This is a genomic window from Spectribacter hydrogenoxidans, from assembly GCF_031846275.1.
In the GTDB taxonomy this organism is placed as follows: domain Bacteria; phylum Pseudomonadota; class Gammaproteobacteria; order Nevskiales; family Salinisphaeraceae; genus Spectribacter; species Spectribacter hydrogenoxidans.
Genome location: NZ_JAVRIB010000001.1, coordinates 217,251 through 241,861 on the forward strand (window position 1 = coordinate 217,251; position 24,611 = coordinate 241,861).

20 protein-coding genes are annotated in these 24,611 nt (G+C 66.7%); 15 read left to right on the top strand and 5 right to left on the bottom strand.

Features of this window, described 5'->3' with window-relative positions; all coding sequences use genetic code 11:
- The first annotated feature begins 23 nt into the window (after nt 1-23).
- The 6 genes from RM532_RS01030 (at nt 24) to RM532_RS01055 (ending at nt 5,581) form a co-directional block, all read left to right on the top strand.
- Nucleotides 24-1,385, top strand: coding sequence for a hypothetical protein (locus RM532_RS01030; protein ID WP_311651240.1), 1,362 nt, complete (start codon nt 24-26; stop codon nt 1,383-1,385).
- 300 nt (nt 1,386-1,685) lie between these two features.
- A complete protein-coding gene (locus RM532_RS01035) occupies nt 1,686-2,540 on the top strand; it encodes a glycine/sarcosine N-methyltransferase (protein ID WP_311651241.1) in 855 nt (284 codons plus the stop codon).
- Nucleotides 2,527-3,366 carry an SAM-dependent methyltransferase gene (locus RM532_RS01040; RefSeq protein ID WP_311651242.1) on the top strand — a complete coding sequence of 280 codons (840 nt, stop codon included), beginning with the start codon at nt 2,527-2,529 and terminating at the stop codon, nt 3,364-3,366. Before RM532_RS01035 ends, RM532_RS01040 begins: the two co-directional genes overlap by 14 nt.
- A 39-nt stretch (nt 3,367-3,405) precedes the next feature.
- Nucleotides 3,406-4,302: a 5'-nucleotidase gene (locus RM532_RS01045; protein ID WP_311651243.1), complete on the top strand. Its 897-nt coding sequence runs from the start codon at nt 3,406-3,408 to the stop codon at nt 4,300-4,302.
- An 18-nt stretch (nt 4,303-4,320) separates the two neighbouring features.
- A complete protein-coding gene (locus RM532_RS01050; protein WP_311651244.1) occupies nt 4,321-5,163 on the top strand; it encodes a M90 family metallopeptidase in 843 nt (280 codons plus the stop codon).
- A 28-nt stretch (nt 5,164-5,191) separates the two neighbouring features.
- Nucleotides 5,192-5,581, top strand: a complete 390-nt coding sequence (locus RM532_RS01055; protein ID WP_311651245.1) for a DUF4870 domain-containing protein — start codon at nt 5,192-5,194, stop codon at nt 5,579-5,581.
- A 21-nt stretch (nt 5,582-5,602) separates the two neighbouring features.
- Here RM532_RS01055 and RM532_RS01060 read toward each other — a convergent pair whose 3' ends face one another.
- The gene (locus tag RM532_RS01060) at nt 5,603-6,928 is read right to left on the bottom strand and encodes an NAD(P)/FAD-dependent oxidoreductase (protein ID WP_311651246.1); all 1,326 of its coding nucleotides are present in this window, start codon (nt 6,926-6,928) and stop codon (nt 5,603-5,605) included.
- 165 nt (nt 6,929-7,093) lie between these two features.
- On the opposite strand from RM532_RS01060, the gene RM532_RS01065 reads away from it, so the two are divergent.
- From RM532_RS01065 to RM532_RS01080, 4 genes are read left to right on the top strand one after another with little or no spacing between them, the layout of a single operon-like run.
- Entirely contained in the window at nt 7,094-7,858 is a 765-nt protein-coding gene (locus RM532_RS01065; RefSeq protein WP_311651247.1) for an NRDE family protein, read from the top strand.
- Nucleotides 7,855-9,771, top strand: coding sequence for a S9 family peptidase (locus RM532_RS01070; RefSeq protein WP_311651248.1), 1,917 nt, complete (start codon nt 7,855-7,857; stop codon nt 9,769-9,771). The genes RM532_RS01065 and RM532_RS01070 overlap by 4 nt, the downstream gene beginning before the upstream one ends.
- 53 nt (nt 9,772-9,824) lie before the next feature.
- Entirely contained in the window at nt 9,825-11,546 is a 1,722-nt protein-coding gene (locus RM532_RS01075) for an autotransporter assembly complex protein TamA (RefSeq protein WP_311651249.1), read from the top strand.
- Nucleotides 11,547-15,335: a translocation/assembly module TamB domain-containing protein gene (locus RM532_RS01080; RefSeq protein WP_311651250.1), complete on the top strand. Its 3,789-nt coding sequence runs from the start codon at nt 11,547-11,549 to the stop codon at nt 15,333-15,335.
- An 8-nt stretch (nt 15,336-15,343) separates the two neighbouring features.
- On the opposite strand, the gene RM532_RS01085 is transcribed toward RM532_RS01080, so the two are convergent.
- Both RM532_RS01085 and RM532_RS01090 read right to left on the bottom strand, forming a co-directional pair.
- The gene (locus RM532_RS01085) at nt 15,344-15,937 is read right to left on the bottom strand and encodes a DedA family protein (RefSeq protein ID WP_311651251.1); all 594 of its coding nucleotides are present in this window, start codon (nt 15,935-15,937) and stop codon (nt 15,344-15,346) included.
- 26 nt (nt 15,938-15,963) lie between these two features.
- A complete protein-coding gene (locus RM532_RS01090; RefSeq protein ID WP_311651252.1) occupies nt 15,964-16,635 on the bottom strand; it encodes an alpha/beta hydrolase in 672 nt (223 codons plus the stop codon).
- A 269-nt stretch (nt 16,636-16,904) separates the two neighbouring features.
- On the opposite strand from RM532_RS01090, the gene RM532_RS01095 reads away from it, so the two are divergent.
- From RM532_RS01095 to polA, 5 genes are read left to right on the top strand one after another with little or no spacing between them, the layout of a single operon-like run.
- Complete coding sequence (locus tag RM532_RS01095) at nt 16,905-18,011, top strand: S-(hydroxymethyl)glutathione dehydrogenase/class III alcohol dehydrogenase (RefSeq protein ID WP_311651253.1); 1,107 nt, start codon at nt 16,905-16,907, stop codon at nt 18,009-18,011.
- 25 nt (nt 18,012-18,036) lie between these two features.
- A complete protein-coding gene (fghA, locus tag RM532_RS01100; RefSeq protein WP_311651254.1) occupies nt 18,037-18,882 on the top strand; it encodes an S-formylglutathione hydrolase in 846 nt (281 codons plus the stop codon).
- 33 nt (nt 18,883-18,915) lie between these two features.
- A complete protein-coding gene (gene lptM, locus RM532_RS01105) occupies nt 18,916-19,041 on the top strand; it encodes an LPS translocon maturation chaperone LptM (RefSeq protein WP_311651255.1) in 126 nt (41 codons plus the stop codon).
- Nucleotides 19,042-19,046: 5 nt separating this feature from the next.
- Nucleotides 19,047-20,333, top strand: coding sequence for a diaminopimelate decarboxylase (gene lysA / locus RM532_RS01110; RefSeq protein ID WP_311651256.1), 1,287 nt, complete (start codon nt 19,047-19,049; stop codon nt 20,331-20,333).
- 58 nt (nt 20,334-20,391) lie between these two features.
- Nucleotides 20,392-23,106: a DNA polymerase I gene (gene polA, locus RM532_RS01115; protein ID WP_311651257.1), complete on the top strand. Its 2,715-nt coding sequence runs from the start codon at nt 20,392-20,394 to the stop codon at nt 23,104-23,106.
- A 570-nt stretch (nt 23,107-23,676) separates the two neighbouring features.
- Here the strand turns inward: polA and RM532_RS01120 are convergent.
- Nucleotides 23,677-23,874, bottom strand: a complete 198-nt coding sequence (locus tag RM532_RS01120) for a hypothetical protein (RefSeq protein ID WP_311651258.1) — start codon at nt 23,872-23,874, stop codon at nt 23,677-23,679.
- Nucleotides 23,875-23,931: 57 nt separating this feature from the next.
- On the bottom strand, nt 23,932-24,537 hold the full coding sequence (yihA, locus tag RM532_RS01125; RefSeq protein ID WP_311651259.1) for a ribosome biogenesis GTP-binding protein YihA/YsxC: 606 nt from the start codon (nt 24,535-24,537) through the stop codon (nt 23,932-23,934).
- Nucleotides 24,538-24,611: the final 74 nt, after the last annotated feature.

Here is a 24,611-nt window from a genome sequence, read left to right on the forward strand (position 1 = left end):
GGTAACCGATAGTGGGGGAGAGCATGAAACGTTTCATGATCGCCGCGCTTGCCGCGACCGCGGTGACGACGCCGGCATGGGGGGACAATGGCGACGTCGAACAGTTGAAAGAGGAACTCAAGCGCCTGCAAATGCAGTTGAAAAGTCTGGAAAAACGCCTGGAACAGGCCGAATCCTCGTCGGACGAGGCCAGCGCCACCGCCAAGGCCGCCGCTGACAAGGCGGATACGGCCAGCGAGCGGGCCACTGTGGCACAGAATGACGCCGCGGATGCCAAGCCGGACATCCATGTCGGCGGCGCCCTGCGCTTCCAGTTTCAGCGTCGCGGCAGCAATGCCAATGATCGCGCCACGGGCGGCGAGATCGACATCGACACGTTTCGCATCAATCTCGACGGCGAGATCAGCAATATCATCTTTTCGGCGGAGTATCGGTTCTATCCGACGTTCGGCAATTCGCACTTCATTCACCACGGCTGGCTGGGCTACGACTTCAGTGACGAGTGGCGCGGCCAGCTCGGCATCATGCAGGTGCCGTTCGGCATCCAGCCGTACGCATCCAACAATTTCTTCTTCTCGTCGAACTACTACCTCGGCTTGGAAGACGACTACGACATGGGCGTGAATTTCATCTACAACAGCGGCTCCCATAATTTGCAACTGGCGTTCTTCAAGAACGACGAATACGCCGAGATTTTCGATGACAATCGCTTCAAGCGCTATTCATACGACCCGCTCAACGTCAGCGATGGCACCAACAAGGAGGCCATCGAAGAAGCCAACACCGGCAATATCCGCTACGCCTACCGGGCGGTTCACGCGGAGAACGCGGCCAGCGAATTCGGCGTGTCACTGCAAGGCGGGCAGATCTACAACAGCGCCATCAACGAGGATGGCGGGGATCACTGGGCGGCCGCCGGCCATCTCCATGGCAACTACGGGCCGTGGAATCTGATGCTCCAGCTGACGAAATACGCGATCAATCCGGAGGCGTCGCCCGGTTTCGACACCGAGATCATCGGCACCGGCGCCTACTCGTTCGAGTACACCATGCCGGCCGAGGCCTGGACCTATCTCGCCAACCTAGCCTACACGCAGAACGTCAGCATCGGCCCGATCTCGGCACTGAAGTACTACAACGATTTCACCTACGTCGACAAGGAAGATCCGCGGCTCGAGGAAACCATTCAGAACGTGACCGGCATGAGCATTGCTGCCGGCGCCTTCTTTACCTACGTGGACTTCGTTCTCGCCAAGAACCAGCCGTTCACCACGCCGTACATCAGCAGCGGCGGTTTCGGCGGCGCCCAGTTGACCGATCTCGGGTCCGCTGCCGCCAATAAATGGGATACGCGCTTCAATATCAACGTGGGTTACTACTTCTGACACCAATCCGGGAAAGACGGAGAGGCTTTCCCGGCAGTCAAGGCGAAAACGCGGTATCGCCTTGACGCCGGCCCGGGCACGACGATGTGCGCGAGACGGCGGCAAGCGGGACACCGCGGGCAGGTTGCGACCGGCACATCGGGTCATGCAGCCGCCAAGGGAACCCGGGCCGGAGTGGCCCGGTCACCCTCCCGGCGCGTTCACGCGCGCCACCGGACTATTATCACTAAAAGCAAACGATCGATCACGATCGACGGACGGGAGGGCCAAATTTCACGGCAACTCTGGGACATTATCGATATGGGCAACGAGCAGAACGTGGCCACCATGGCCAACCAGGAACAGGAATTCGGCGAGGAGCCGCTCGAGGTTCGCGAAAGCGGCCACTATCAGGACGAGTACATCAAGGGCTTTGCCGAGCGCTGGGATGACCTGATCGACTGGGACGGACGCGCTGCCAGCGAGGGCGATTTCTTCATCGACGTCCTGCGTCAGCATGGCGCCAAGCACGTCCTGGACGTGGCGGCCGGCACCGGCTTCCACTCGGTGCGGCTCCAGGAAGCCGGTTTCGACGTGGTGAGCGTGGACGGCAGCCCCAACATGCTGGCCAAGGCCTTCGCCAATGGCCGCAAGCGGGGCATGATCCTGCGCACCGTGCACAGCGACTGGCGCTGGCTGAGCCGCGATATCGTCGGCCGCTACGATGCCATCATCTGTCTTGGCAACTCGTTCACGCATCTGTTTGATGAAAACCAGCGTCATCGCGTGCTGGCCGAGTTCTACTCGGTGCTGGCGCACGACGGCATCCTGATCCTCGACCAGCGCAACTACGATGCCCTGCTGGACAATCAGGGCGATGGCCCCAGCCACCAGTACTATTACTGCGGCGACGACGTGAAGGCCGAGCCCGAGCACGTGGACGAGGGTCTGGCACGCTTCCGCTATACCTTTGCCGACGGTTCGGTATTTCACCTGAACATGTTCCCGCTGCGCCGGGACTATGTGCGCGGCCTGATGCGCGAGGCCGGTTTCCAGCAGATCGACACCTACGGGGATTTCCAGGAGTCGTACAAGCATTACGACCCGGATTTCTTCATCCACGTCGCGCAGAAGGCATGGACCGAAGACGAGGAGGACCAAGATGGCGGCCAGTGAATATTCCGAGGTCGTTCAGACCGCGCGCAGTTACTACAACAGCGACGACGCCGACACCTTCTACTACACGGTGTGGGGCGGTGAGGACATCCACATCGGTCTGTACCAGGACGAGGTGGAACCCATCCGCGATGCCAGCCGCCGCACGGTGGCCGCCATGGCCGACCGGCTTTCGGCCACCGCCGACAGCCGGGCGATCGACCTGGGCGGTGCCTATGGCGGCTCACCCCGCTACGTGGCCGCCAAGTTCGGCTGCCACGTGGTGTCGCTGAACCTGTCCGAAGTACAGAACCAGCGCGCGCGTCAGCAGAACGCCGATGCCGGCCTGAGTGACCAGGTGACCGTGGTCGACGGCAATTTCGAGAGCATCCCCTACGAGGACAACTCGTTCGACATTGCCTGGTCGCAGGACTCGTTCCTGCACAGCGGCAACCGCGACAAGGTGATGGAAGAGATCAAGCGCGTGCTCAAACCGGGCGGCGAACTGATCTTCACAGATCCGATGGAAACCGAGAACGCCACCCGCGACCAGCTGCAACCGGTGCTCGACCGCATCCAGCTGGAAAGCATGGGCTCACCGCAGTTCTACGAGCGCAAACTGGGCGAACTCGGCTTCGAGAAGGTGGCATTCGAGGACCATTCCGAGCAGCTGCCGCGCCACTACGGGCGGGTCAAGCAGGAACTCGAGTCCCGCTACGACGAGTTGCTGGGCACCATCAGCCAGACCTATCTCGACAACATGATCACCGGGCTGGGCCACTGGGTGGACAACGGTCGCGCTGGCAATCTCTGCTGGGGCATCTTCCACTTTCGGCTTCCGGGTTAATCAGGACAATCGGGGGCGCCATTGGCTACCATGACGCCAATGGCACCCACCGCCCCCGACAAACTGGTCATCGCGCTGTCCTCGCGCGCCCTGTTCGATCTCGAAGCCTCGCACGAGGTATTCGAGCAGCAGGGCCGCGAGGCCTATTGCCGCTACCAGATCGAGCACGAGAACGATGTGCTGGAACCCGGGGTGGCATTTGCGCTGGCCCGCAAGCTGCTCGGCCTGAACGAGGATTCGCGCCAGCGGGTGGAGGTCATCCTGCTGTCGCGCAACAGCGCCGATACCGGGCTGCGGGTGTTCAACTCCATCAATCATCACGAGCTGGACATCACCCGGGCCGCGTTCACCAGCGGGGGCTCGCCCTACCGCTACGTCGCGCCGTTCGGGGCACAACTGTTTCTGTCGGCCGATCCGGATGACGTCCGGGCAGCACTGGACGCCGGCTACGCCGCCGCCACCATCGTGCCCAGCCGGCGCCGCACCAGCGGCGACCCCGGCGCGCTGAAGATCGCCTTCGACGGCGACGCGGTGCTGTTCTCCGACGACGCCGAGCGCATCTTCAAGGAACAGGGCCTGGCCGCCTTCGCCCGCAGCGAGGTCAGCGCCGCCAACGAGCCGCTTTCCGGCGGCCCGTTCAAGGGCTTTCTGGAAGCGCTGTGCCGCATCCAGGCGGAGTTCGGCCAGCACGACTGCCCCATCCGCACCGCCCTGGTGACGTCGCGTTCGGCCCCGGCCCACGAGCGGGTGATCCGCACCCTGCGGGCGTGGAACATCCGCATCGACGAGGCGCTGTTCCTGGGCGGCATGGCCAAGGGCGAATTCCTGCGGGCCTTCGGCGCCGACATCTTCTTCGACGATCAGCAGACCCACGTCGGCGCCGCCGCCGAGCACGTCGCCGCCGGCCACGTGCCGCACGGCGTGGCCAACGAATAGCCCGGCGGACGTCCGCTCGTGACCGTCGCCGAACTGGCCGGCTGGAGCCTGGTCGTCCTGGCGATCGGTTTCGCGCTCTGGCTGCTGGTCCATCCCTGGCATGAGCGCCGCCGGCAACGCCGTGGCGCCGCCGCCCGGCTGACCCCGGCGCAGCAACAGGCGCTCGCCGATATTGCCCCCGGACTGCCGCCCCTGACGCCGTTGCTGCGCGACCGTCTGGCTGACCGGGTCGCGGCCTTCCTGGCCGACACCCGATTCCACGGCGCCGGCGGGTTCGTGATGGATGAAGCCTGCCGCGTGGCCATCGCCGCGCAGGCCTGCCTGCTACGCCTGCAGCCCGATGCCGACGGTTATCCCGCCGTGCGCGACATCGTGGTGTATCCGGACGCCTTCTGGGTGCACCACGAGGCGCCGGACGAACTGGGACTGGTGGACGACGAGCCCGACCTGCTGGCGGGGGAGGCCTGGGACGCCGGCCGGGTGGTGCTGTCCTGGTCCGACGTTCAGGCCGCGCTCGAGGGCGACCCGGTCAACGTGGTGGTGCACGAATTTGCCCACCAGCTGGATTTCGACCGCCCCGATACCACCGGCGCCCCGCCGATGGATGACTACCGGGAATGGTCGACGGTGATGCGCGAGCACTTCGACGACCTGCGCGAAACGGGCTCGCCGGTGCTCGACCCCTATGGCAGCGAGAACCCCGCGGAATTCTTTGCCGTGGCGGTGGAAACCTACGTACAGAACGGGGCCGACCTGGCCCGCGCACATCCCGACCTCTACCGCCTGCTCGACGCCTACTTCGGGCTGGGCACCGCCGGGCCGTCGCGATCGCTGGATTCCGGGGCCGGATCACCCGGATAATGCGCTCAAACGCATCCGGGACCACAAGATGAACCAGATCACTCACGCCAACGGCGGCGACCACAACCAGAACAACCTGGCGGTGGGCTGCCACCTGCTCGGCTTCGTGGGCCTGGTGGTTCCCTTCGGCCATATTCTGGGGCCACTGGCCCTGTGGCTGATAAAGCGCGAGGGCAACCCCTTCGTCGACGATCAGGGCCGGGAAGCGGTGAACTTCCAGATTTCCTTTTCCCTTTGGAGCATCATCGCGGTCACCCTGTCACTGGTCCTGGTGTGGACCGTGATCATCCCGGTGCTGGCCGTCATCGCCCTGGTGATTCTGGCCATCATCTGGGTGGTGACCATGATTCTGGCCGCTGTGCGGGCCAGCCGCGGCGAGGCCTACCGCTACCCGTTCACGCTGCGATTGCTCAGCTAGCCCGGCGCGAATCGGACAGGCCTAGCCGGTCTCGTGCCGATGCTGAATCTCGTGGGTTTTCGCCGGCCGTCCGGTCACCAGGCGGTCGCCGGTCTTGCGGGTGAAGTACTTCCAGATCCACTGCAGCATCACGCGCAGACGGCGCTCGTTGCCGATCAGCGCGTAGATATGCACGAACACCCACAGCAGCCATGCCGGAAAGCCCCACACCTTGAAGCCGTTGAGGTCGCCCACCGCGCGGTTACGGCCGATCACCGCCATGGTGCCCTTGTCGGTGTACTTGAACGGCTTGTCCGGCTTACCCTTGGCCCGGCGCTTGAGCAGTTTGGCCACGTATTCGCCCTGCTGGATCGCCGCTGGGGCCAGGCCGGGCACGTCGCGACCGTTGGCATCGTTGCAGCGGGCCAGGTCGCCGATCACGAAGATATCCGGATGGTTGGGCAGGGAGAGATCATCGTTCACGCGCATGCGCCCGCCGCGATCCGGCTCGGTACCGGTGCGCTCGGCCAGCCGGACGCCGAACGACGAGGCCCGCACGCCCGCCGCCCATAGCACCGTGCGGGCCGACACCGTCTCGCTGCCATCCGGACCTTTCATGCGGACGCTGCCCTCGCCGATGTCCTCGACCATGGTCGAACGGACCACGGTGACGCCCAGTTCCTCGAGCATTTCCTGCGCGCGGCGGGACAGGGCCTCGGGGTAGGTCGGCAATACCCGATCCGCCCCCTCCACCAGCAGAATGCGGGCATCGCGCGGGTCCACCGCGCGGAAGTCGCCCACCATGGTGCGGTTGGCCAATTCGCCTACCGCACCGGCCAGTTCCACCCCGGTGGGGCCGCCGCCGACGATCACGAACGTCAACCATTCCCGCCGGCGCTCGGCATCAGCTTCAAGTTCGGCCATTTCGAAGGCATTGAAAATGCGGCGGCGCATGCGCAGGGCGTGCTCGATGGTCTTCAGCCCGGGGGCGTATTCGGCCCAGTCGTCGTTGCCGAAGTAGTGATGCTTCACGCCGGTGGCCACGATTAGGGTGTCGTAGCCCACCTCGCCGAACTCGTGGCGCACGGTGCGCGCCTGCGGGTCGACGTCGTAGGCGGTGCTCATCAGCGCGCGAACATTCTTGTAGCGACGCAGCAGTACGCGGTGCGGCACGCATATGTCGCCGGTGGTCAGCGTCCCGGCGGTTACCTGGTAGAGCAGCGGCTGAAACAGGTGGAAATTGCGCTTGTCCAGCAGCGTTACGTCGTAGCCGGACTTGCCCAGCGACTGCGCTGCGAACAGCCCACCGAAACCGCCGCCGATGATCACCACACGGTGTCCATCCGGGACCGGATGATTCTGACTCATTGTTGTCACATTGCCCGCCAAATCCCCTTCGCGATGGTATCACGCCGTCATGTTGCGCCGCCGCATCCGTCAGCCCGCAGCAGCCCTGCTAGGCTATGCAGCCGATGATGCTGTGTCCCGACCGGGGATGACAGCCCACGCGACGCCCCGGAGACGACGCCTCCCATGTGCCTGATTGCATTCGCCTGGCGCGTGCACCCGGTTCACGATCTGGTGCTCGCCGCCAACCGCGACGAGTTTCACGCCCGCGACACTGCGCCCCTGCACGTCTGGCCGGATGCGCCGGGTGTTATCGGCGGCCGCGACCGCCAGGCCGGCGGTGCCTGGTGCGCCGCCGATCACCAGGGGCGTTTCGCCGCGGTGACCAATCTGCGGGAACCCGGCGCCGCGGGCGGGCCGCGTTCCCGCGGCGCCCTGGTGGCGGATTACCTCGCCGGCGGGGATTGTGCGCGGGATCATGCCGAGACCATCTGGTCCCGGCGCCATGAATTTCCGGGCTTCAACCTGCTGATCGGGGACGCCGACGACCTGTTCTATTTGAACAATCGTGACGATGCCGGTGTCCAGGGAGTAACCCCCGGAATTCACGCGCTGTCGAACGGACGGTGGGGCGATAGCTGGCCCAAGACCGAAAGAGCCGCCAGCGCCCTGCGCAGCGCACTGGCGCCGCCGGACATCGACACGGACGAGCTGCTGGCAATGCTGGCCGATACCACCCCGGCACCGGATGCCGCGCTGCCCGATACCGGGGTGGGCCTGGCGACCGAACGGCTGCTGAGTCCGATGTTCATCCGGGGCGAGCAGTACGGCACCCGGGCATCGACAGTGCTGCTGCGACGTGCGGACGGCCGGATGCACATGCGGGAACGCTCGTTCGGCCCTGGCGGCCAACCGGGCGGGGACGTGGAACAGGAGTGGACGTGGTCATGACAACGCCCCGGCCCTGCGGCGAATGGCCCTCGCCGGTCGGCACCGAGACCGTGGCGGCTGCCGGCCTCAAGCTCGGCCAGACCGCGATGACCGCCGACGGCGCCGTGGCGTGGACCGAGCGACGGCCGGACGAGGGTGGGCGCACCACCGTGGTGCTGGCGGATGAGCGCGGCACGCGGGATCTGGTGCCGGCCCCGTTCGATGTACGCTCGGCCGTGCACGAGTACGGTGGCGGCGCCTTCGTGCTGGACGGACCGACGCTGTGGTTCGTCAACAGCGAGGATCAGTGCATCCATCGTGTTGATGCCGACGGCACCGTGACGCGCCTGACCCCGCCGGATCGCGGCCTGAGCTTTGCCGATCTGCAGGTGGATCGCCCCCGCCGGCGCCTGATCGCGGTCTGCGAAGATCACGACGCCGCCCCGGAACCCCGAGCCTCGCTGGTGGCCATCAGCGAGGACGGCGCCATCCGGACACTAGCGTCCGGGCCCGACTTCATCGCCAGCCCGCGATTGTCGGCGGACGGGCGGCGGCTGGTGTGGCTGAGCTGGGACCATCCCAACATGCCCTGGGACGGCACCACCCTGTGGCAACTCGACCTCGCCGGCGACAGCGAGCCGGTGGCCCTGGCCGGTGGGCCGGCCGAATCCCTGTTCCAGCCGATCTTCGCGCCGGACGGCAGCCTGCATGTGGTGTCGGACGCCTCCGGCTGGTGGAATATCTGCCGACATACCGGGGACGGGCTGGTGCCGGTCTCGCACGAAACCGCCGAGTTCGGCGTGCCGCAATGGATATTCGGTCAGAGCACGGTCGCCTTCGATGACGACGGCGGGCTTTACGCGGTGGTCAGCCGCGACGGCTTTGCCGCGCTGGTGACCGTGGCCCGCGACAGCGGTCGACTGCGCACTTTCGATCTGCCCTTCACCCATCTGGAACAGTTGCGCGCGAGCGGCGGCCGGCTGACCTTCATCGGCGGCAGCGCCACCACCGCGCCCACGCTGTGCACTCTGAATGCGGACGGCAGCGGCCTGCAGCGACTGCGGGCCAGCGCCGACAGCGATTGGCCAGAAGCCGTGCTGTCCACCCCGGACGCCATCCGCTACCCGACCGCCGACGACGCCGAGGCGCACGCGCTCTACTACCCGCCACGCCACCCCGACTGGCAGGTGCCGGGCGGCGAACGGCCGCCGCTGCTGATCAAGTGCCACGGCGGGCCGACCGGCGCTACCGTGACCGCGCTGGACCCGCGCATCCAGTTCTGGACCTCGCGCGGTTTCGCCGTACTCGACGTCAACTACCGTGGCAGCGTCGGCTATGGCCGCGCCTACCGCGAAGCCCTGTACGGCGCCTGGGGCGTGGCCGACGTGGCCGACTGTGTGAACGGCGCCCGCTTCCTCGCCGACCAGGGGCTAGCGGACCCGGATCGCGTGGTGATAAGCGGCTCGTCGGCCGGCGGCTATACCGTGCTGTCGGTGCTGACCTTTGCCGAGATCGCCGCTGCGGGCACCAGCTATTACGGAATCGGTGACCTCGAGCGCCTGCTGGCCTCCACCCACAAGTTCGAATCCCGCTATCTGCTGCGTCTGATCGGCGAGGACCCGGCCCTGCTGCGCGACCGCTCTCCGCTGCACCACGCCGATCGCCTTACCTGCCCGGTCCTGTTTCTGCAGGGCCTGCAGGACAAGGTAGTGCCCCCGGACCAGGCCGAGACCATGGTGGCCGCGCTGCGCCGGCAGGGTGTGCTGGCCGCTTACATTACATTTCCGGAGGAACGCCACGGCTTCCGGGCCGCAGCCAACATCCGCACCGCCATCGGGGCGGAACTGGCGTTCTACGGCCGGATTCTGGGATTTGGGCCGGCCGACACCGATCTGCCGGACGTACCGCTGCAGCTCGACGCCGGCTCCCCTTGAGGCGCCCGCCTGCGGAAAGCAGCCCGCCATGCCGGCGGGCGGTGTGCGCAGCCGTGGCACTGCTGGCATTGTGCGGCCCCGTGCGTGCCGACGACGTCTCGGTGACCCTCGAAGGGATCGAGGGGGAACTGGCGGACAACGCACGAGCATTCCTGACCATTGACGACAAACCCACCCGGGAACGCGACGAGGCCCGCGTTCGCCGGCTGCATCGGCTGGCCAGCGGCGAAATCCGCCAGTCCCTGCAACCATTCGGCTACTACGCGCCCGACATCGAGGCTGAACTGACCCGGCAGGACGACCAGTGGCAGGCCCGTTACCGGGTAGACCCGGGCCCGGCCACCCTGGTGACCGACCTCAAGCTCGATGCAGTCGGCGAAGGGGCCGACCTGCCCGCGGTGAAGCAGGCGCTGGCCGACAGCAAGCTGCGCGCCGGCAAGCAGCTCGACCACCGTCACTACGAGGCGACCAAGTCGGCCCTGCTGGGGACGGCCTATGACGCCGGTTTTCTCGACGCCGGTTACCGGGCCGCGACCATCCGGGTGCAGCCGGAACAGGCCGAGGCCGACATCGAACTGGTGCTCGACACCGGCCCGCGCTACTACTTCGGGCCGATCGAGATCGAGCAGGACATCCTGGACCCGGACTTTGTTCAGCGCTACGTGCCCTTCGAGTCCGGCACCCCGTTCAATGCCGAGCGGCTGATCGACCTGCAACTGGCGCTGGGCGACACCGACTACTTCGAGCAGGTGCAGATCGAGGCCCAGCGCGAGAATCTGCTGGACCAGCCGGACACCGATCCCTCGCCGCAGGTACCGGTTCGGGTGAGCACCGAGCCACGCAAGCCACGACGGTATTCCACCAGCATCGGCTATGGCACGGACACCGGGGCCCGGCTGGGGCTGGGGGCGGAATTCCGCCGGCTGAACCGGCGCGGCCATCAGCTGCGTACCGATCTGCGACTATCCGAGATCAAGCAGAGTCTGTCGGCCCGCTACGACATCCCCATCGACAACGTGCTGGAGGATCGGCTGAGCTTCGGGGCCACCGCCACCCAGGAGGAGATCGGCGACGTGCGCACCGACCAGTTCCGGCTGTCCGCCTCCCGCGAGGACGGCTGGGCCAAGGGGCGGCGGCGTCTGTACCTGAACCTGGAGCGGGAAAGCTTCGATCTCGGCAACGGCCGTCGCAGTTCCGATCTGCTTTATCCCGGCGCCACCCTCAGTCTCAAGCAGGCCGACGACCTCCTGCGCCCCCGACAGGGCATCAGCCTGTCGCTGGACGTGCATGGCGGCACCGAGGCGCTGGTCTCCTCCGCCGACTTCATCCAGGCCAAGCTCACCGCGGCGCTGGTGGTGCCCCTCGGCGACCGGGCACGACTGCTCACCCGCGGCGAACTGGCCGGCACGGAAACCAACGATTTCAGTGCGCTGCCACCGTCGCAGCGCTTCTATGCCGGTGGCGACCGCAGCGTGCGTGGTTACGGCTATCAGGAGATCGGGCCCAAGAACGCCGCGGGCGAGAACACCGGCGGCCAGTACCTGGCGGTGGCCAGCATCGAGGCCGAATACCTGTTCTACAAGCAGTTCGGCGCCGCCGTGTTCTTCGATGCCGGCGATGCCTCACCCACCACCGGTTTCGACTTGAAGCGCGGGGTCGGGGTGGGGTTCCGCTGGCTGTCGCCGATCGGCACGCTGCGGGTGGATTTCGCACATCCGCTCGACGACCCGGACAGCGACTTCAGCTTTCACTTCAGCCTGGGACCAGATCTGTAAATGGCACGCTGGCTGACATGGTTGTTCCTGGGCCTCGCCGGCCTGCTGCTGCTCGTGGCAGGGCTGGCGGCGTTCGTGGCCGGAACCCAGACCGGCCTGCGCTGGGCCTGGTCGATGGGGGAACCCTATCTGCCCCAAGGCATCCAGATCGCCTCGGTCGAGGGCCGGTTGCTGGACGAGGTGGCGGTCAGCGGACTTGCAGTGGACGTGCCCGGCCTCGAGCTGGACGCCGAGCGCCTGCGTCTGGCCTGGCAGCCCAGCCGACTGTGGCAGGGCGAACTTCGCGTGAAGGCACTGGAAGGCAGCGGCATCAGCATCACCACCCAACCGGACGAGACCCCGCCGGCCGACGACAGCGACACCCCGACCGAGCTGCCCGAGCGCATCGAACTGCCGTTGCGGGTAGTGATCGAGCGCCTGGCGATCCGTGACGTCGCCTATCGCTCGCAGCCGGATGCCGAGCCGATCCGGCTGGATCGCGCCGAACTGCGCGCACAACTCGACAATCAGCAGTGGCAGATCGACACTCTCACACTGCGAGCACCGCTGGCCGATGCCGACGGCAGCCTGCGCCTCACCCCGGTCCGGCCGTTTGCGGTGGAAGCCAGTCTTGACTGGACCCTGCGGGCCCCCGATCTAGCGCCGATCGGCGGCCAGACCCGTATTGCCGGCGATCTGCTGGAACGCCTGGCCATCGATCAGACCGTCGCCGCACCCTATAACGCCCGCGCCGAAGTGGTCCTGACACAATTGCTCGACGACGCCGCCCTAGACGCCACCGTGCGCCTGAACCAGACGGACGTCGCGGCCATCCGGGCCGACCTGCCACCCGCGGGCGTGGACGCCGAGCTCGACGCCAGCGGCCCGCTCACCGACCTGAGCGTGGAAGGCTGGATCACCGGCGACAGCGAGGCCCACGGCCGCGCCCGGCTGGAACTGGCGGCCAGCGTGGCGCCAACTCGAATCCGGTTGGAGACCCTGCGGCTGACCAGCCCCGACATGGCCGGCCAACTCACCGCGGACGGCCGGGTGGCGCTGACCGAGGGGACACCGCTGGACGTGCGCCTGCAATGGCAGAACCTGCAGTGGCCGCTGACCGGCGAGCCGACCGCGCGCAGCGACGCCGGATCGATCGAGGTGGCCGGTCAACTCGATGATTACCGGCTCGACGCCGACCTGGGCTGGCAACTGCCGGAGCAGGATGCCGGCCGCCTGCAGCTGGCCGGCACCGGAGACCTGTCCTCGCTGCAGCTGTCCACCATCGCCGTCTCCGGCGGCCCCGGCCGGGTGACAGGCGAGGCCCGGGTGGCCTGGGCACCGGCGCTGGATGCCGAGCTGCGGCTGACCGGCGACAACGTCAACCCCGGTGCCATCCAGACCGCCTGGCCGGGCAATCTGTCGCTGGACCTGCACGCCACTGCGGCCATGCCGGATGGCACGCTCACTGCGCGGGTGGAAACCCTGGCGGTGGACGGGCAGCTGCGTGAGGTGCCGGTGCGGGTGGATGCCGCGGCCGGCTACCGGCCCGACCGCATCGACCTCGACCGCCTGTTGCTGGAAGCTGGCGGCAACCTCCTCACCGCGAATGGACGCCTGGGGCTGGCGCAAACAGCCTCGTCCCTGGACTGGACACTGGACGCGCCGGCACTGAACACGCTGGCCCCGTTCGGTGCCGCGCTGGACGGCGCCGCCGTGGGCGAAGGCCGGGTCAGCGGTACGCTGCAGGCACTGCGGATCAGCGCCGATCTCAGCGGCAGCGATCTTGAAGCCGCCGGCAACGAACTCGCGTCGCTTACACTGCGCGCCGACATCGACCGTAGCGGGCAGACCCGCTCCCGGCTGGATCTGCAGCTCACCGACCTGCAGGCCGGCGGCCAGACGCTGGATTCGGTGGCCCTCATCGGCGACGGCACCCCCGCCAAGCATCAGCTGCAACTGGCTGTAACCGGCCCACAGCTGGAGGCCGACCTGGGCCTGACCGGCGCGCTGGCCGATACCGACTGGGCCTTCACGCTGGAGCAGCTCGACCTGTCCTACGACCAGCTACCAACGTTCACGCTGGCGGGCACTGCCGGGGGCCGCATAAGCGCGCAGATCCAGTCCCTGTCAGAAACCTGCCTGACCGGCGGCGACGCCCGTCTGTGCCTAGCCGGCGAACGCGACGGCAGCGACCTGACCGGCAGCGTATCGATAAGCAATGCCGCGCTGGCGCTGGTCGGGCCCTGGCTACCCCCGGACCTGGCGATCACCGGCACCATGGACGCCGATGGCGAAGCGCGCATCCGCGATGGCCAACCCGACGTCAACCTGCGGGTGACCACCTCAGCTGGCGCGGTGTCGGCCACCGATGCCGACGGCAACGACCTGACCCTGCTGGGTTTCGAGGCCGGCCAGATTACCGCCGGGCTGCAGGACAACCGGCTGACAGTGGACGGCGAGCTACCCCTGACCGCCGGCGGCCGGGTAGCGCTGGCGGTCAACGCCGGCGACGCGGAAACCGGCCTTGCCGACGGGCCGCTATCCGGCACCATTGACGTATCGGTGCCGGATCTGACCGTGATCACTCGCCTGACCGATGAAGTGGAACACTTCGACGGCGGCCTGCAGGGCCAGCTGAGTCTGGCCGGCAGCCTGACCACCCCGGAAGTGGTCGGCGAACTGGCGCTGGAGGCCGATCGCGTGGCGCTGGTGACCCCCGGACTGGAACTGACCGCTGTGCGCGCGGCACTGGTCGGGCAGGGCAACCAGGTACAGCTGGACGCCAGCGCCACCTCGGGCGAGGGCACGGTCAACGCCGACGGCACCATCGGCTTCGGCGGCGACGGCCCCACCGTGGCGCTGTCCGTCCAGGGCGAGCGCTTCCTGGCCCTGGATACCCGCGATGCCCGGGTGCTGGTGTCACCCGAGTTGCAGGTAGGTGTCGGGGCCGATCGCATCGACGTAACCGGGACGGTCACCGTGCCCGAGGCCGACATCACTCCCCGCAACCTGCCCGCGGGCAGCGCGGTGACGGTCTCGGATGATCAGGTCATCGTCAGCGCGGAAAATGAGCCGGGCGCCGCGGGCCGGGCTCTTCATGCCGACGTGACGCTGGTGCTGGGCGATGCCGTGCATTTCGAGGGTTTCGGCCTGACCGCCGACATCGCCGGCAGCCTGGCAGTGAAACAGCGACCCGGCGACCCGGCCACCGGCACCGGCGAGCTGCGCGTCACCGAGGGCCGCTACAAGGCCTACGGGCAGGACCTGGATATCCAGCGCGGACGGGTTTTGTTTGCCGGCGGGCCGGTCACCCAGCCCGGGCTCGATGTACGGGCGGTGCGACGGCCGGCAACAGACGTGCTGGTGGGCGTGCAGGTGCGCGGCAATCTGCGCACGCCCGACTTCACGCTCTACTCGGAACCCGGCATGGGCCAGTCGGAACAGTTGTCGTGGCTGCTGCTGGGCCGGCCGCTGGACGGCGCGTCCTCCTCGGAAACCAGCCTAGTGTCGCGCGCGGCGCTGGCGCTGGGCCTCAAGGGCGGCAACACCCTGGTCAAGAGCGTGGGCGACCGACTGGGGCTGGACGAGATCGGGATCGACAGCGCGCCCGGCACCACCGGCGAACAGGCGGCGCTGATGGTGGGGAAGTGGCTGACGCCCCGGCTGTACGTGAACTACGGGGTGGGACTGTTCGAGCCGGTATCGACCCTGCGGCTGCGTTATACGCTGACGCCGTTATGGCGCATCCAGACCGAGTCCACCGGGGCGCATTCGGGAGGTGACCTGCTGTTCTCGATAGAACGGCCCTAGGAAAAGTCCTAGGATTCGGGCCTCCGCACCCGGCGGTCCAGGCGAACCCGCCAGGCGAACAGCGCGGCAAACACCGCAAACAACACCAGTCCGGCAATCAGCAGGGTGATCCCGCCGCGATCGCTCTGCAGGGCGGTGAGGGCGCGGCCCACCGCCGACCCCAGGAAATACATCAGCAGTCCGATCACGGTCAGCCAGATCAGGGTGCCGATGAAGTCGTAGATGAAGAATTTCAGCGGCGACACCCGGGCAGCCCCGATCACGAACGGCATCACCGAGCGCAGACCGTAGAAAAAGCGCAGGCCGATGATCAGGCCGGCCCCGTAGCGGTCCAGCAGCCGCCCCGCATAGCGCGCCCGCGCCTTCCAGCGCGGGCGGCGGGCGATGAACGGCTTGCCGGTGTAACGCCCGAGGTAGAACCAGGCGTTGTCGCCGATCACCGTGCCGATCAGACCGGCCAGCAGCACCCCCGGGAACCAGATCACCTCCTGTTGTGCGGCAATCGCGCCCAGCAGCAGGCTGGTTTCACCCTCGAAGAAGCAGCCGATCGCCACGGCCAGGTAGCCGTAGGCGATGATCAATTCCTGCAACCACTGGAGCATGGGGAAAGAACAGGCTGCGGGCCCGTTCAGTTCCCCGCGATCGACAATACTCCCCGCAGCCACGCCCCGATCGTCCGGATTTCCTCCAGGCAGACCTGATGCTGCATCGGATAACTGTGCCAGGCGACCGTGTAGCCCGCCGCCTGCAGATGATCGCGGCTCATCTCCCCGAGCTGCTGCGGCAGCATGGGGTCGAGACTGCCATGAGCCATGAAAACGGGCAGGTCTCGGTTGGCGCCGCTGACCTCGCCGGCCAGGCGGTCGCGCAGCGGCAGGTAGGTGGACAACCCCATCACCCCCGCCAGACGCTCGGGATGACGCAGGGCGGCATGGAGGGCAATCGCGCCGCCCTGGGAAAAGCCGGCCAGCACGATCGCGCCCGCCGGAATGCCGGCCTCGCGCTCGGCGGCGATCAGGGTTTCCACCTCCGACCGGGAGGCTTCGATGCCCTCGGCATCCTCGCGCGCGCTCACGTCCAGGCTGGCAATGTCGTACCAGGCCCGCATGGCCATGCCGTTGTTGAGCGTGACCGGGCGCACCGGGGCATGCGGAAAGATGAAGCGCACCCCGGCATCCGCGGGCAACCCCAGTTCCGGCACCACCGGCTGGAAATCATGGCCATCGGCACCCAGTCCGTGCAGCCAGATAATACTGGCGCGATGCGCGCCACGCGGTTCGACAACCACTGATTCGAGCATGAGAATTCCGTGCTTCCGGCCCGGCCGGATTGTGATCCCCACCCGGGATGGGCGTAAACTGGGTCTTCGGTGACCGGGCCGGTGTCCTGGGGCCGATGCCCCGTTCGCCGGGCCCACGCGCGGTCCCGGTGCCGGTGGCGACGATACACAAAAAACAAGACAGGATGCGAGCGGCCCACGGGCGGGCTGCAGCCGGAGACACGCGTCGCCGGTTGCCAGGCCGGCCATCCGATTGCCGGGCCAACCAACCACGACAACGGAGGTTAACGATGAAATCACGCGCAGCTGTCGCCTGGGAGGCAGGCAAACCGCTGGAAGTTACGGAAATCGACGTCGAGGGCCCGAAGGCCGGCGAAGTGCTGGTGCGCAATGTCGCCACCGGCGTGTGCCATACCGACGCATTCACCCTGTCCGGCGCCGATCCGGAAGGCAATTTCCCCAGCGTACTCGGTCACGAGGGCGGCGCCATCGTCGAGGAAGTCGGCAAGGGCGTGACGTCCGTGGCGCCGGGCGACCACGTGATCCCGCTGTATACCGCCGACTGCGGCGAGTGCAAGCTGTGCAAGTCGGGCAAGACCAACCTGTGCAGTTCGGTGCGCGAGACCCAGGGCAAGGGCGTGATGCCGGACGGCACCTCGCGCTTCTCCACCAACGGCAAGTCGCTGCACCACTACATGGGCTGCTCGACCTTCTCGGAGTACTCAGTGGTGGCCGGCGTGTCCCTGGCCAAGGTCAGCAAGGACGCCCCGCTGGACAAGGTCTGCCTGCTGGGCTGTGGTGTGACCACCGGCATCGGCGCGGTGCGCAACACCGCCAAGGTGGAGCCGGGCTCCAACGTGGCCATCTTCGGTCTGGGAGCAATCGGGCTGGCGGCCATCCAGGGCTCGGTCATGGCCCAGGCTGGGCGCATCATCGCCATCGACATCAACCCGTCCAAGTTCGAGCTGGCCAAGCAGATGGGCGCCACCGAGTGCGTCAATCCCAAGGACTACGATCGTCCGATCCAGGAGGTCATCGTCGACATGACCGACGGCGGCGTGGATTACTCCTTCGAATGCATTGGCAATGTCCAGGTCATGCGCTCGGCGCTCGAGTGCTGCCACAAGGGCTGGGGCAAGTCGGTGGTGATCGGCGTGGCCGGGGCCGGGGAGGAAATCTCCACCCGCCCGTTCCAGTTGGTGACCGGCCGTGAGTGGACCGGCTCCGCGTTCGGCGGCGTCAAGGGGCGCAATCTCAACGGCTTCGTGAACAGCTATATGTGCGGCCACATCGACCTCGACAGCTTCGTGACCCACAACATGAAGCTGGAGCAGATCAACGAAGCGTTCGATCTGCTGCACGAGGGCAAGAGCATCCGCACCGTCATCCATTTCTGATCCCGACCCAGAGGAGCTCGAGTCGATGGAACAGATCGACGCACACAAGTGCTTCGGCGGCTGGCAGCGCCGCTACACCCACGAGTCGAAGGTCTGCGACTGCACCATGACCTTCGCCGTGTTCCTGCCGCCGCAGGCGGAACAGGGCCCGGTGCCGGCGGTTTACTACCTGTCCGGCCTGACCTGTACCGACGAGAATTTCGTCAACAAGGCTGGTGCACAGCGGGTGGCGGCGGAACTGGGTCTGGCGCTGATCGCGCCGGACACCAGCCCCCGCGGCCACAACCTGCCGGGCGAGGACGATAGCTACGACTTCGGCAGTGCCGCCGGCTTCTACGTCAATGCCACCCAGCCACCCTGGGCCGGCAAGTACAACATGTACGATTACGTGGTCGAGGAATTGCCTGCGCTGATCAAGTCCGAGTTTGCCGCCACCGTCAGCGACAAGGCCTCGATCATGGGTCATTCCATGGGCGGACACGGGGCGCTGGTGATCGGTCTGCGAAACGCGGATCGTTACGCCTCGGTATCCGCCTTCTCGCCGATCGTTGCCCCCGGTCAGGTGCCCTGGGGGCACAAGGCACTGGGCGGCTACCTCGGCGACGATCGTGCGGCCTGGCGGGATTACGACGCCACCGCATTGGTGGAGGACGGCAAACGCTTTCCAGGGCCGGCCCCGCTGATCGATCAGGGCCTGGACGACGGCTTCCTGGAGGAACAGCTGCGGCCGGAACTGCTGGAAGACGCCGCCAAGGCGGCCGGCATCGAGGTGAGCGTGCGTCATCAGCCCGGCTACGACCACAGCTACTTCTTTATTGCCACCTTCATGGAAGACCACCTGCGGCATCACGGCAAGGCATTGCTCGGGTAGACTCTGCGGCTGCCTGAATCAGGGAAGCCGCCCGTGTCGCGCCCGGTTACCGCATTACTGCTGATCATCACCCTTCTGGCCGCTGGCTGCGGCCAGAAGGGTGATCTCTACCTGCCGGACGAAGAAAACAACCCCGGCGAACAGGCCAGCCAGGAATAGCCGGCATGGATCATTTCCAGTACCGCGGCGATCGCCTGCTCGCCGAAGACGTGGACCTCGGCGATATCGCAGCCCGCTTCGGCACCCCTTGCTACGTCTACTCCGCCGCCACCCTGCGTCGTCACTATCAGGTGTTCGACGACGCGCTAGCAGGCCATCCCCATCTGATCTGCTACGCGGTCAAGGCCAACTCGAACCTGGCCATTCTGGGGCTGCTGGCCGACCTGGGAAGCGGCTTCGACATCGTGTCGGTGGGCGAACTGGAACGGGTGCTGGCCGCCGGCGGCGATCCGGCGAAAGTGGTGTTTTCCGGCGTGGGCAAGCGGGCCGACGAGATGGCCCGGGCGCTGGAAGCCGGTATCCGCTGCTTCAACGTGGAATCGGAAAGCGAACTGCAACGGCTGAACCGGGTTGCCGGCGAGCTGGGCGTCATCGCGCCGGTGTCGCTGCGGGTCAATCCGGACGTCGACGCCGGCACTCACCCCTATATCGCCACCGGTCTCAAGGAAAACAAGTTCGGCATCGACATCGCACGGGCAGAAGCGGTCTATCGGGAGGCCGCGGCCCTGCCGCACGTCGCGGTGGTCGGCGCCGACTGCCACATCGGCTCGCAGCTCACGCGCCTGGATCCGTTTCGCGATGCGGTGTCGCGCATGCTGGCGCTGATCGACCGGCTGGCCGACCAGGGCATCACCATTCGTCACCTCGACGTCGGCGGCGGGCTGGGCATCACCTACCGTGACGAGACCCCGCCGTCCCCCGCCGATTACGCCACCGCGGTGCGCGAACTGGTCGCCGACCGCGACCTAGAACTGCTGGTAGAGCCCGGCCGCGTGCTGGTTGGCAATGCCGGCATCCTGCTCACCCGGGTGGAACTGCTCAAGCCCGGTGAGCACAAGAATTTCGCCATCGTCGACGCCGCCATGAATGACCTGCTGCGGCCGGCGCTCTACGACGCCTGGCAAGCGATCGTGCCGGTGGACAGGAGCGCCGGCGGGAACACCCGCAACTGGGACGTGGTCGGCCCGGTCTGCGAGACCGGCGACTGGCTGGGCCGGGACCGCGAACTGAGCCTGGCCGAGGGCGACCTGCTGGCGGTGCGTTCCGCCGGCGCCTACGGCTTTGCCATGGCCTCCAACTACAACAGCCGGCCGCGGCCACCGGAACTGCTGGTCGACGGTGAGGCCGTGCACGAGGTGCGCTCGCGGGAAACCATCGCCGACCTGATGCGCGGCGAGCAGGCAGTCGCCTCGTTGAACGCGGGGCTTACCGCAAAGGGCGCAAAGGGATGATTGGTCGAGTCGGATACCAGCATGCCATCGCGTCGTTCGCGGTTCACGTTGCCGGATCATGAGCGAGCAAGCCCCAAAAGACCCGCTCATCCTGGTCGACGGGTCCTCCTGGCTATACCGGGCCTTTCATGCGCTGCCGCCACTGACCAACCGCGACAACGAGCCCACCGGCGCGATCTACGGCATGACCAACATGCTGCGCAAGCTGCTGCGCGAGTACGGCGCGGAGCGCGTGGTGGTGGTGTTCGACCCGCGCGGCAAGACCTTCCGCAATGACCTGTACGCCGAGTACAAGGCCAACCGTCCGCCGGTACCGCCGGAACTGTCAGCCCAGTTCGAGGGCATTCGCGACATCGTCCGGGCCCTGGGCCTACCGTTGATCCAGCGTGACGGGGTGGAGGCCGACGACGTGATCGGCACCCTGGCGACACGGGCGGCCGCAGCGGGTGAGACGGTACTGATCGTCACCGGCGACAAGGACATGGCGCAGCTGGTCGACGAACGCATCGAGCTGCTCGATACCATGCAGGACCGGCGCACGGACATCGCCCGGGTACAGGAGAAGTTCGGCGTGGGGCCGACGCTGATCGCCGATTACCTGGCCCTGGTCGGCGACAGTTCGGACAATATCCCCGGCGTAGCCAAGGTCGGCCCCAAGACCGCCTCCAAATGGCTGAACGAGTACGGCTCGCTGGATGGCGTCATCGCGCACGCCGGGGAGATTGGCGGCAAGGTGGCGAAGAATCTTACAGCCGCGCTGGACGACCTGCCGTTGTACCGGGATCTGGCCACCATCCGCTGCGAACTGGATCTCGACGAGGGACCAGCCGACCTGCGACGCGGCGAGCCGGATACCGCAGCGCTGGCCGAACTGTACCAGCGCTTCGATTTCAGTGCCTGGCTGCGGGAACTCGATGAGGGCGAGACGGGCTCGGCAGCGCCATCGGCAACCGACCCGCCCCCGGCCGCGGACTACCACACGGTGCTGGATCGCGAGGCTTTCGCCGCCATGCGCGACCAGCTCGCCGCCGCCGAGCTGATCTGCTTCGATACCGAAACCGACAGCCTGCAGCCGATGCAGGCCAATCTGGTGGGTCTGTCGTTCGCCTGCACGCCGGGCGAGGCCTGGTACGTGCCGGTGGGCCACGACTACCCGGGTGCGCCCGACCAGCTGGACCGCGGCTGGGTGCTGGACCAGCTGGAGCCGATCCTCGCCGATCCCGACCAGCCCAAGGTCGGCCAGCATCTGAAATACGACATCAACGTGCTCGCGCGCGCGGGCGTCACCGTCGCCGGCTGCGATTTCGACACCATGCTCGAGTCCTACGTGTTGAACAGCACGGCCACCCGCCACGACATGGATTCGCTGGCGCGCAAGTTCCTCGATCGCGGCACCATCAAATTCGAGGAGGTGGCCGGCAAGGGGGCCAAGCAGATCACCTTCAATCAGGTGGGTCTGGAGGAAGCCGCACCCTACGCCGCGGAGGACGCCGACGTCACCCTGCAGCTGCACCGGCGGCTGTATCCGGAACTGGCGCAGGACAAGCAACTGGCCGCACTGTTCCACGAGATCGAAATGCCGCTGATGCCGGTGCTGGCCACCGTGGAGCGCAACGGTGTACTCATCGACAGCGATTTCCTCGGCCGCATCAGCGGCGAGATGGGCGAGCGCATGGCCGAGCTGCAGACCCGTGCCTTAGAGGAGGCCGGGGAGGCGTTCAACCTGGGTTCGCCCAATCAGTTGCAGAAGATCCTGTTCGACAAGCTGGACCTGCCGGTGCTGCGCAAGACCCCCAAGGGGGCGCCCTCCACCGCCGAGGACGTGCTCAGCGAGCTGGCCGATCGCCACCCGCTGCCGCGCCTGATCCTGGACTGGCGGGAAATGGCCAAGCTGCGCTCGACCTATGCCGACAAACTGCCCGAGCAGGTCAATCCCGCGACCGGCCGGGTGCATACCAGCTACCAGCAGGCGGTGGCGGCCACCGGCCGGCTGTCGTCATCCGATCCCAACCTGCAGAACATCCCGATTCGCACCGAAACCGGCCGGCGCATCCGCGAGGCCTTCATCGCGCCCGAAGGCCGCGTCCTGCTCGCCGCGGACTATTCCCAGATCGAACTGCGGATCATGGCCCATCTGTCCGAGGATCCGGTGCTGATCCGCGCCTTCCGTGACGGCGAGGACATTCACCGCGCCACCGCGGCGGAAGTGTTCGACACCCCGCTGAATGATGTGTCCGGCGAGCAGCGGCGGGCGGCCAAGGCGATCAACTTCGGCCTGATGTACGGCATGTCGGCGTTCGGGCTGGCCCGCCAGCTGGGCATCGAACGCGGCGAGGCCGGGGCCTATATCGACCGCTTCTTCGAGCGTTTCGCCGGGGTCCGTCGGTTCATGGACAACACCCGCGAGGCCGCCCGCGAACAGGGTTACGTGGAAACCCTGTTCGGCCGCCGCCTGTATCTGCCCGAAATTCGTGACCGCAATGCCCAGCGCCGGCAGTACGCTGAGCGCACTGCCATCAACGCCCCCCTGCAGGGCACCGCGGCGGACCTGATCAAGAAGGCCATGATCGACATCCACGGCTGGCTCGAAGCCGAATCGGCGGATGCGCTGATGATCATGCAGGTGCACGACGAGCTCGTATTCGAAGTCCCCGAGAACGGGGCCGAGGCCTTGGCCGGGCGCATTGCCGAGCGCATGTGCGCGGTGGCGGCACTCGCCGTGCCACTGGTGGCGGATACCGGCATTGGACGAAGCTGGGAGCAGGCACACTAGAGCGGCGGTCCGGGTGCGGCCGCCACCCGTCAATGTTTGTGGCACCGCCACAAACCCCTGAACCGGAACGATAAAAAATTTTCTCTCCAGCCGGAACTCGAATCCGGATTACCGGTCTTATTCCCCGTAAGCAAATGCTGCTTACCCGCTTGTTCTCCCTGAGCGGTAACCAATCCGGTTCCCCCCAAGACCGGAGAAGTTGCCCCGGTGGTATTCCCCCTGCCACCGGGGCATTTTTTTGTCCGGCGCAAGGCTTGCGCGCCGTGCGCCTGCCAGCCTTCGTGATCTCCAGTCGATTGCATGCGCCTGCGATTCGCCGGGCGCAGATCGCTGATTTCAGGCGTTACCGTGACTCGGATGCCGGAATCATGCGCCCACGCGGAACTCCTGCGACAAGCATCGGTCTCATCCCATGTAAGCATGCAATGCTTACCCGCTTGTTCTCCCTGAGCGGTAACCAATCCGGTTTCCCCCCAACCGGAATTGGCGCCCCGGCGGTTTTCCCCCTATCGCCGGGGCATTTTTTTGCATGCCCGGAAAAGCGTTCTTCCCGGAGCCGAACGGGGTGGCTCAATGTCGCTGCTCGAGCCGCTGCAGCGCGGAAAGCAGCATCAGTTCCCTGAACAGGCCCTTCAATGCCTGATTCGAGTCACTTTCCGCCTTGGGGCAGTCACCCCAGACCAACCGCACGCTGCCGGAATCGGCGTCGATGAGTTGCAGTCGCGGGCTGCCGTCGGCGGCAAGCCAAGCTTCGATGTCGTAGCTCATGGTTTTCTACCAGCATTTGGCAAATGGCAAGTAGAACGTATTACGAATTATTCTTATTTACAACCTGTTCGATTCGAGCCATCGCGCCACCCGCATGCGCGCATCCGCGACGCCAATCTGCCGGGTGGCCGAAAACAGCTGCACACCATGTGCTGGCAACGCCTTCTGAACCTCGCGCAGGGTCTTGATCTGCTGGTTGCGGGAGAGCTTGTCAGCCTTGGTCAGCAACACGTGAAATGCCAGCCCGACCCCGCCCCCCCAGTCCAGTAACTGGGCATCGAATTCGGTCAGGGGATGCCGCACGTCCATCATCAGCACCACACCCCGCAGCTGCGGGCGGCCGGTGAGATACCCCTCCACCATCCGCTGCCAGGCCGCCCGGACCCGCGGCGGCACCCGGGCAAAGCCGTAGCCGGGAAGATCCACCAGCAGGCCCTCGCCCAGGGTGAAGAAATTCAGCAACTGAGTGCGGCCGGGCGTCTTGCTGATGCGGGCAAGGTTGCGCCGGCCGCACATGGCATTGATGGCGCTGGACTTGCCGGCGTTGGAGCGGCCCGCAAAGGCTACCTCCGGCGCCTCCTCGGCGGGCAGGCCGCGCAGATCGGCCGCGGAGGTCAGAAACTGCGCACCGGCCATGGGATTGTCGGACCGGTTGCCGTTCATGCGATGTCCGGCCGGAGGCCCCGGTACGATGTCAGGAACGGGTGGGGTGTTATACAATTCACGCTGCAAACCTC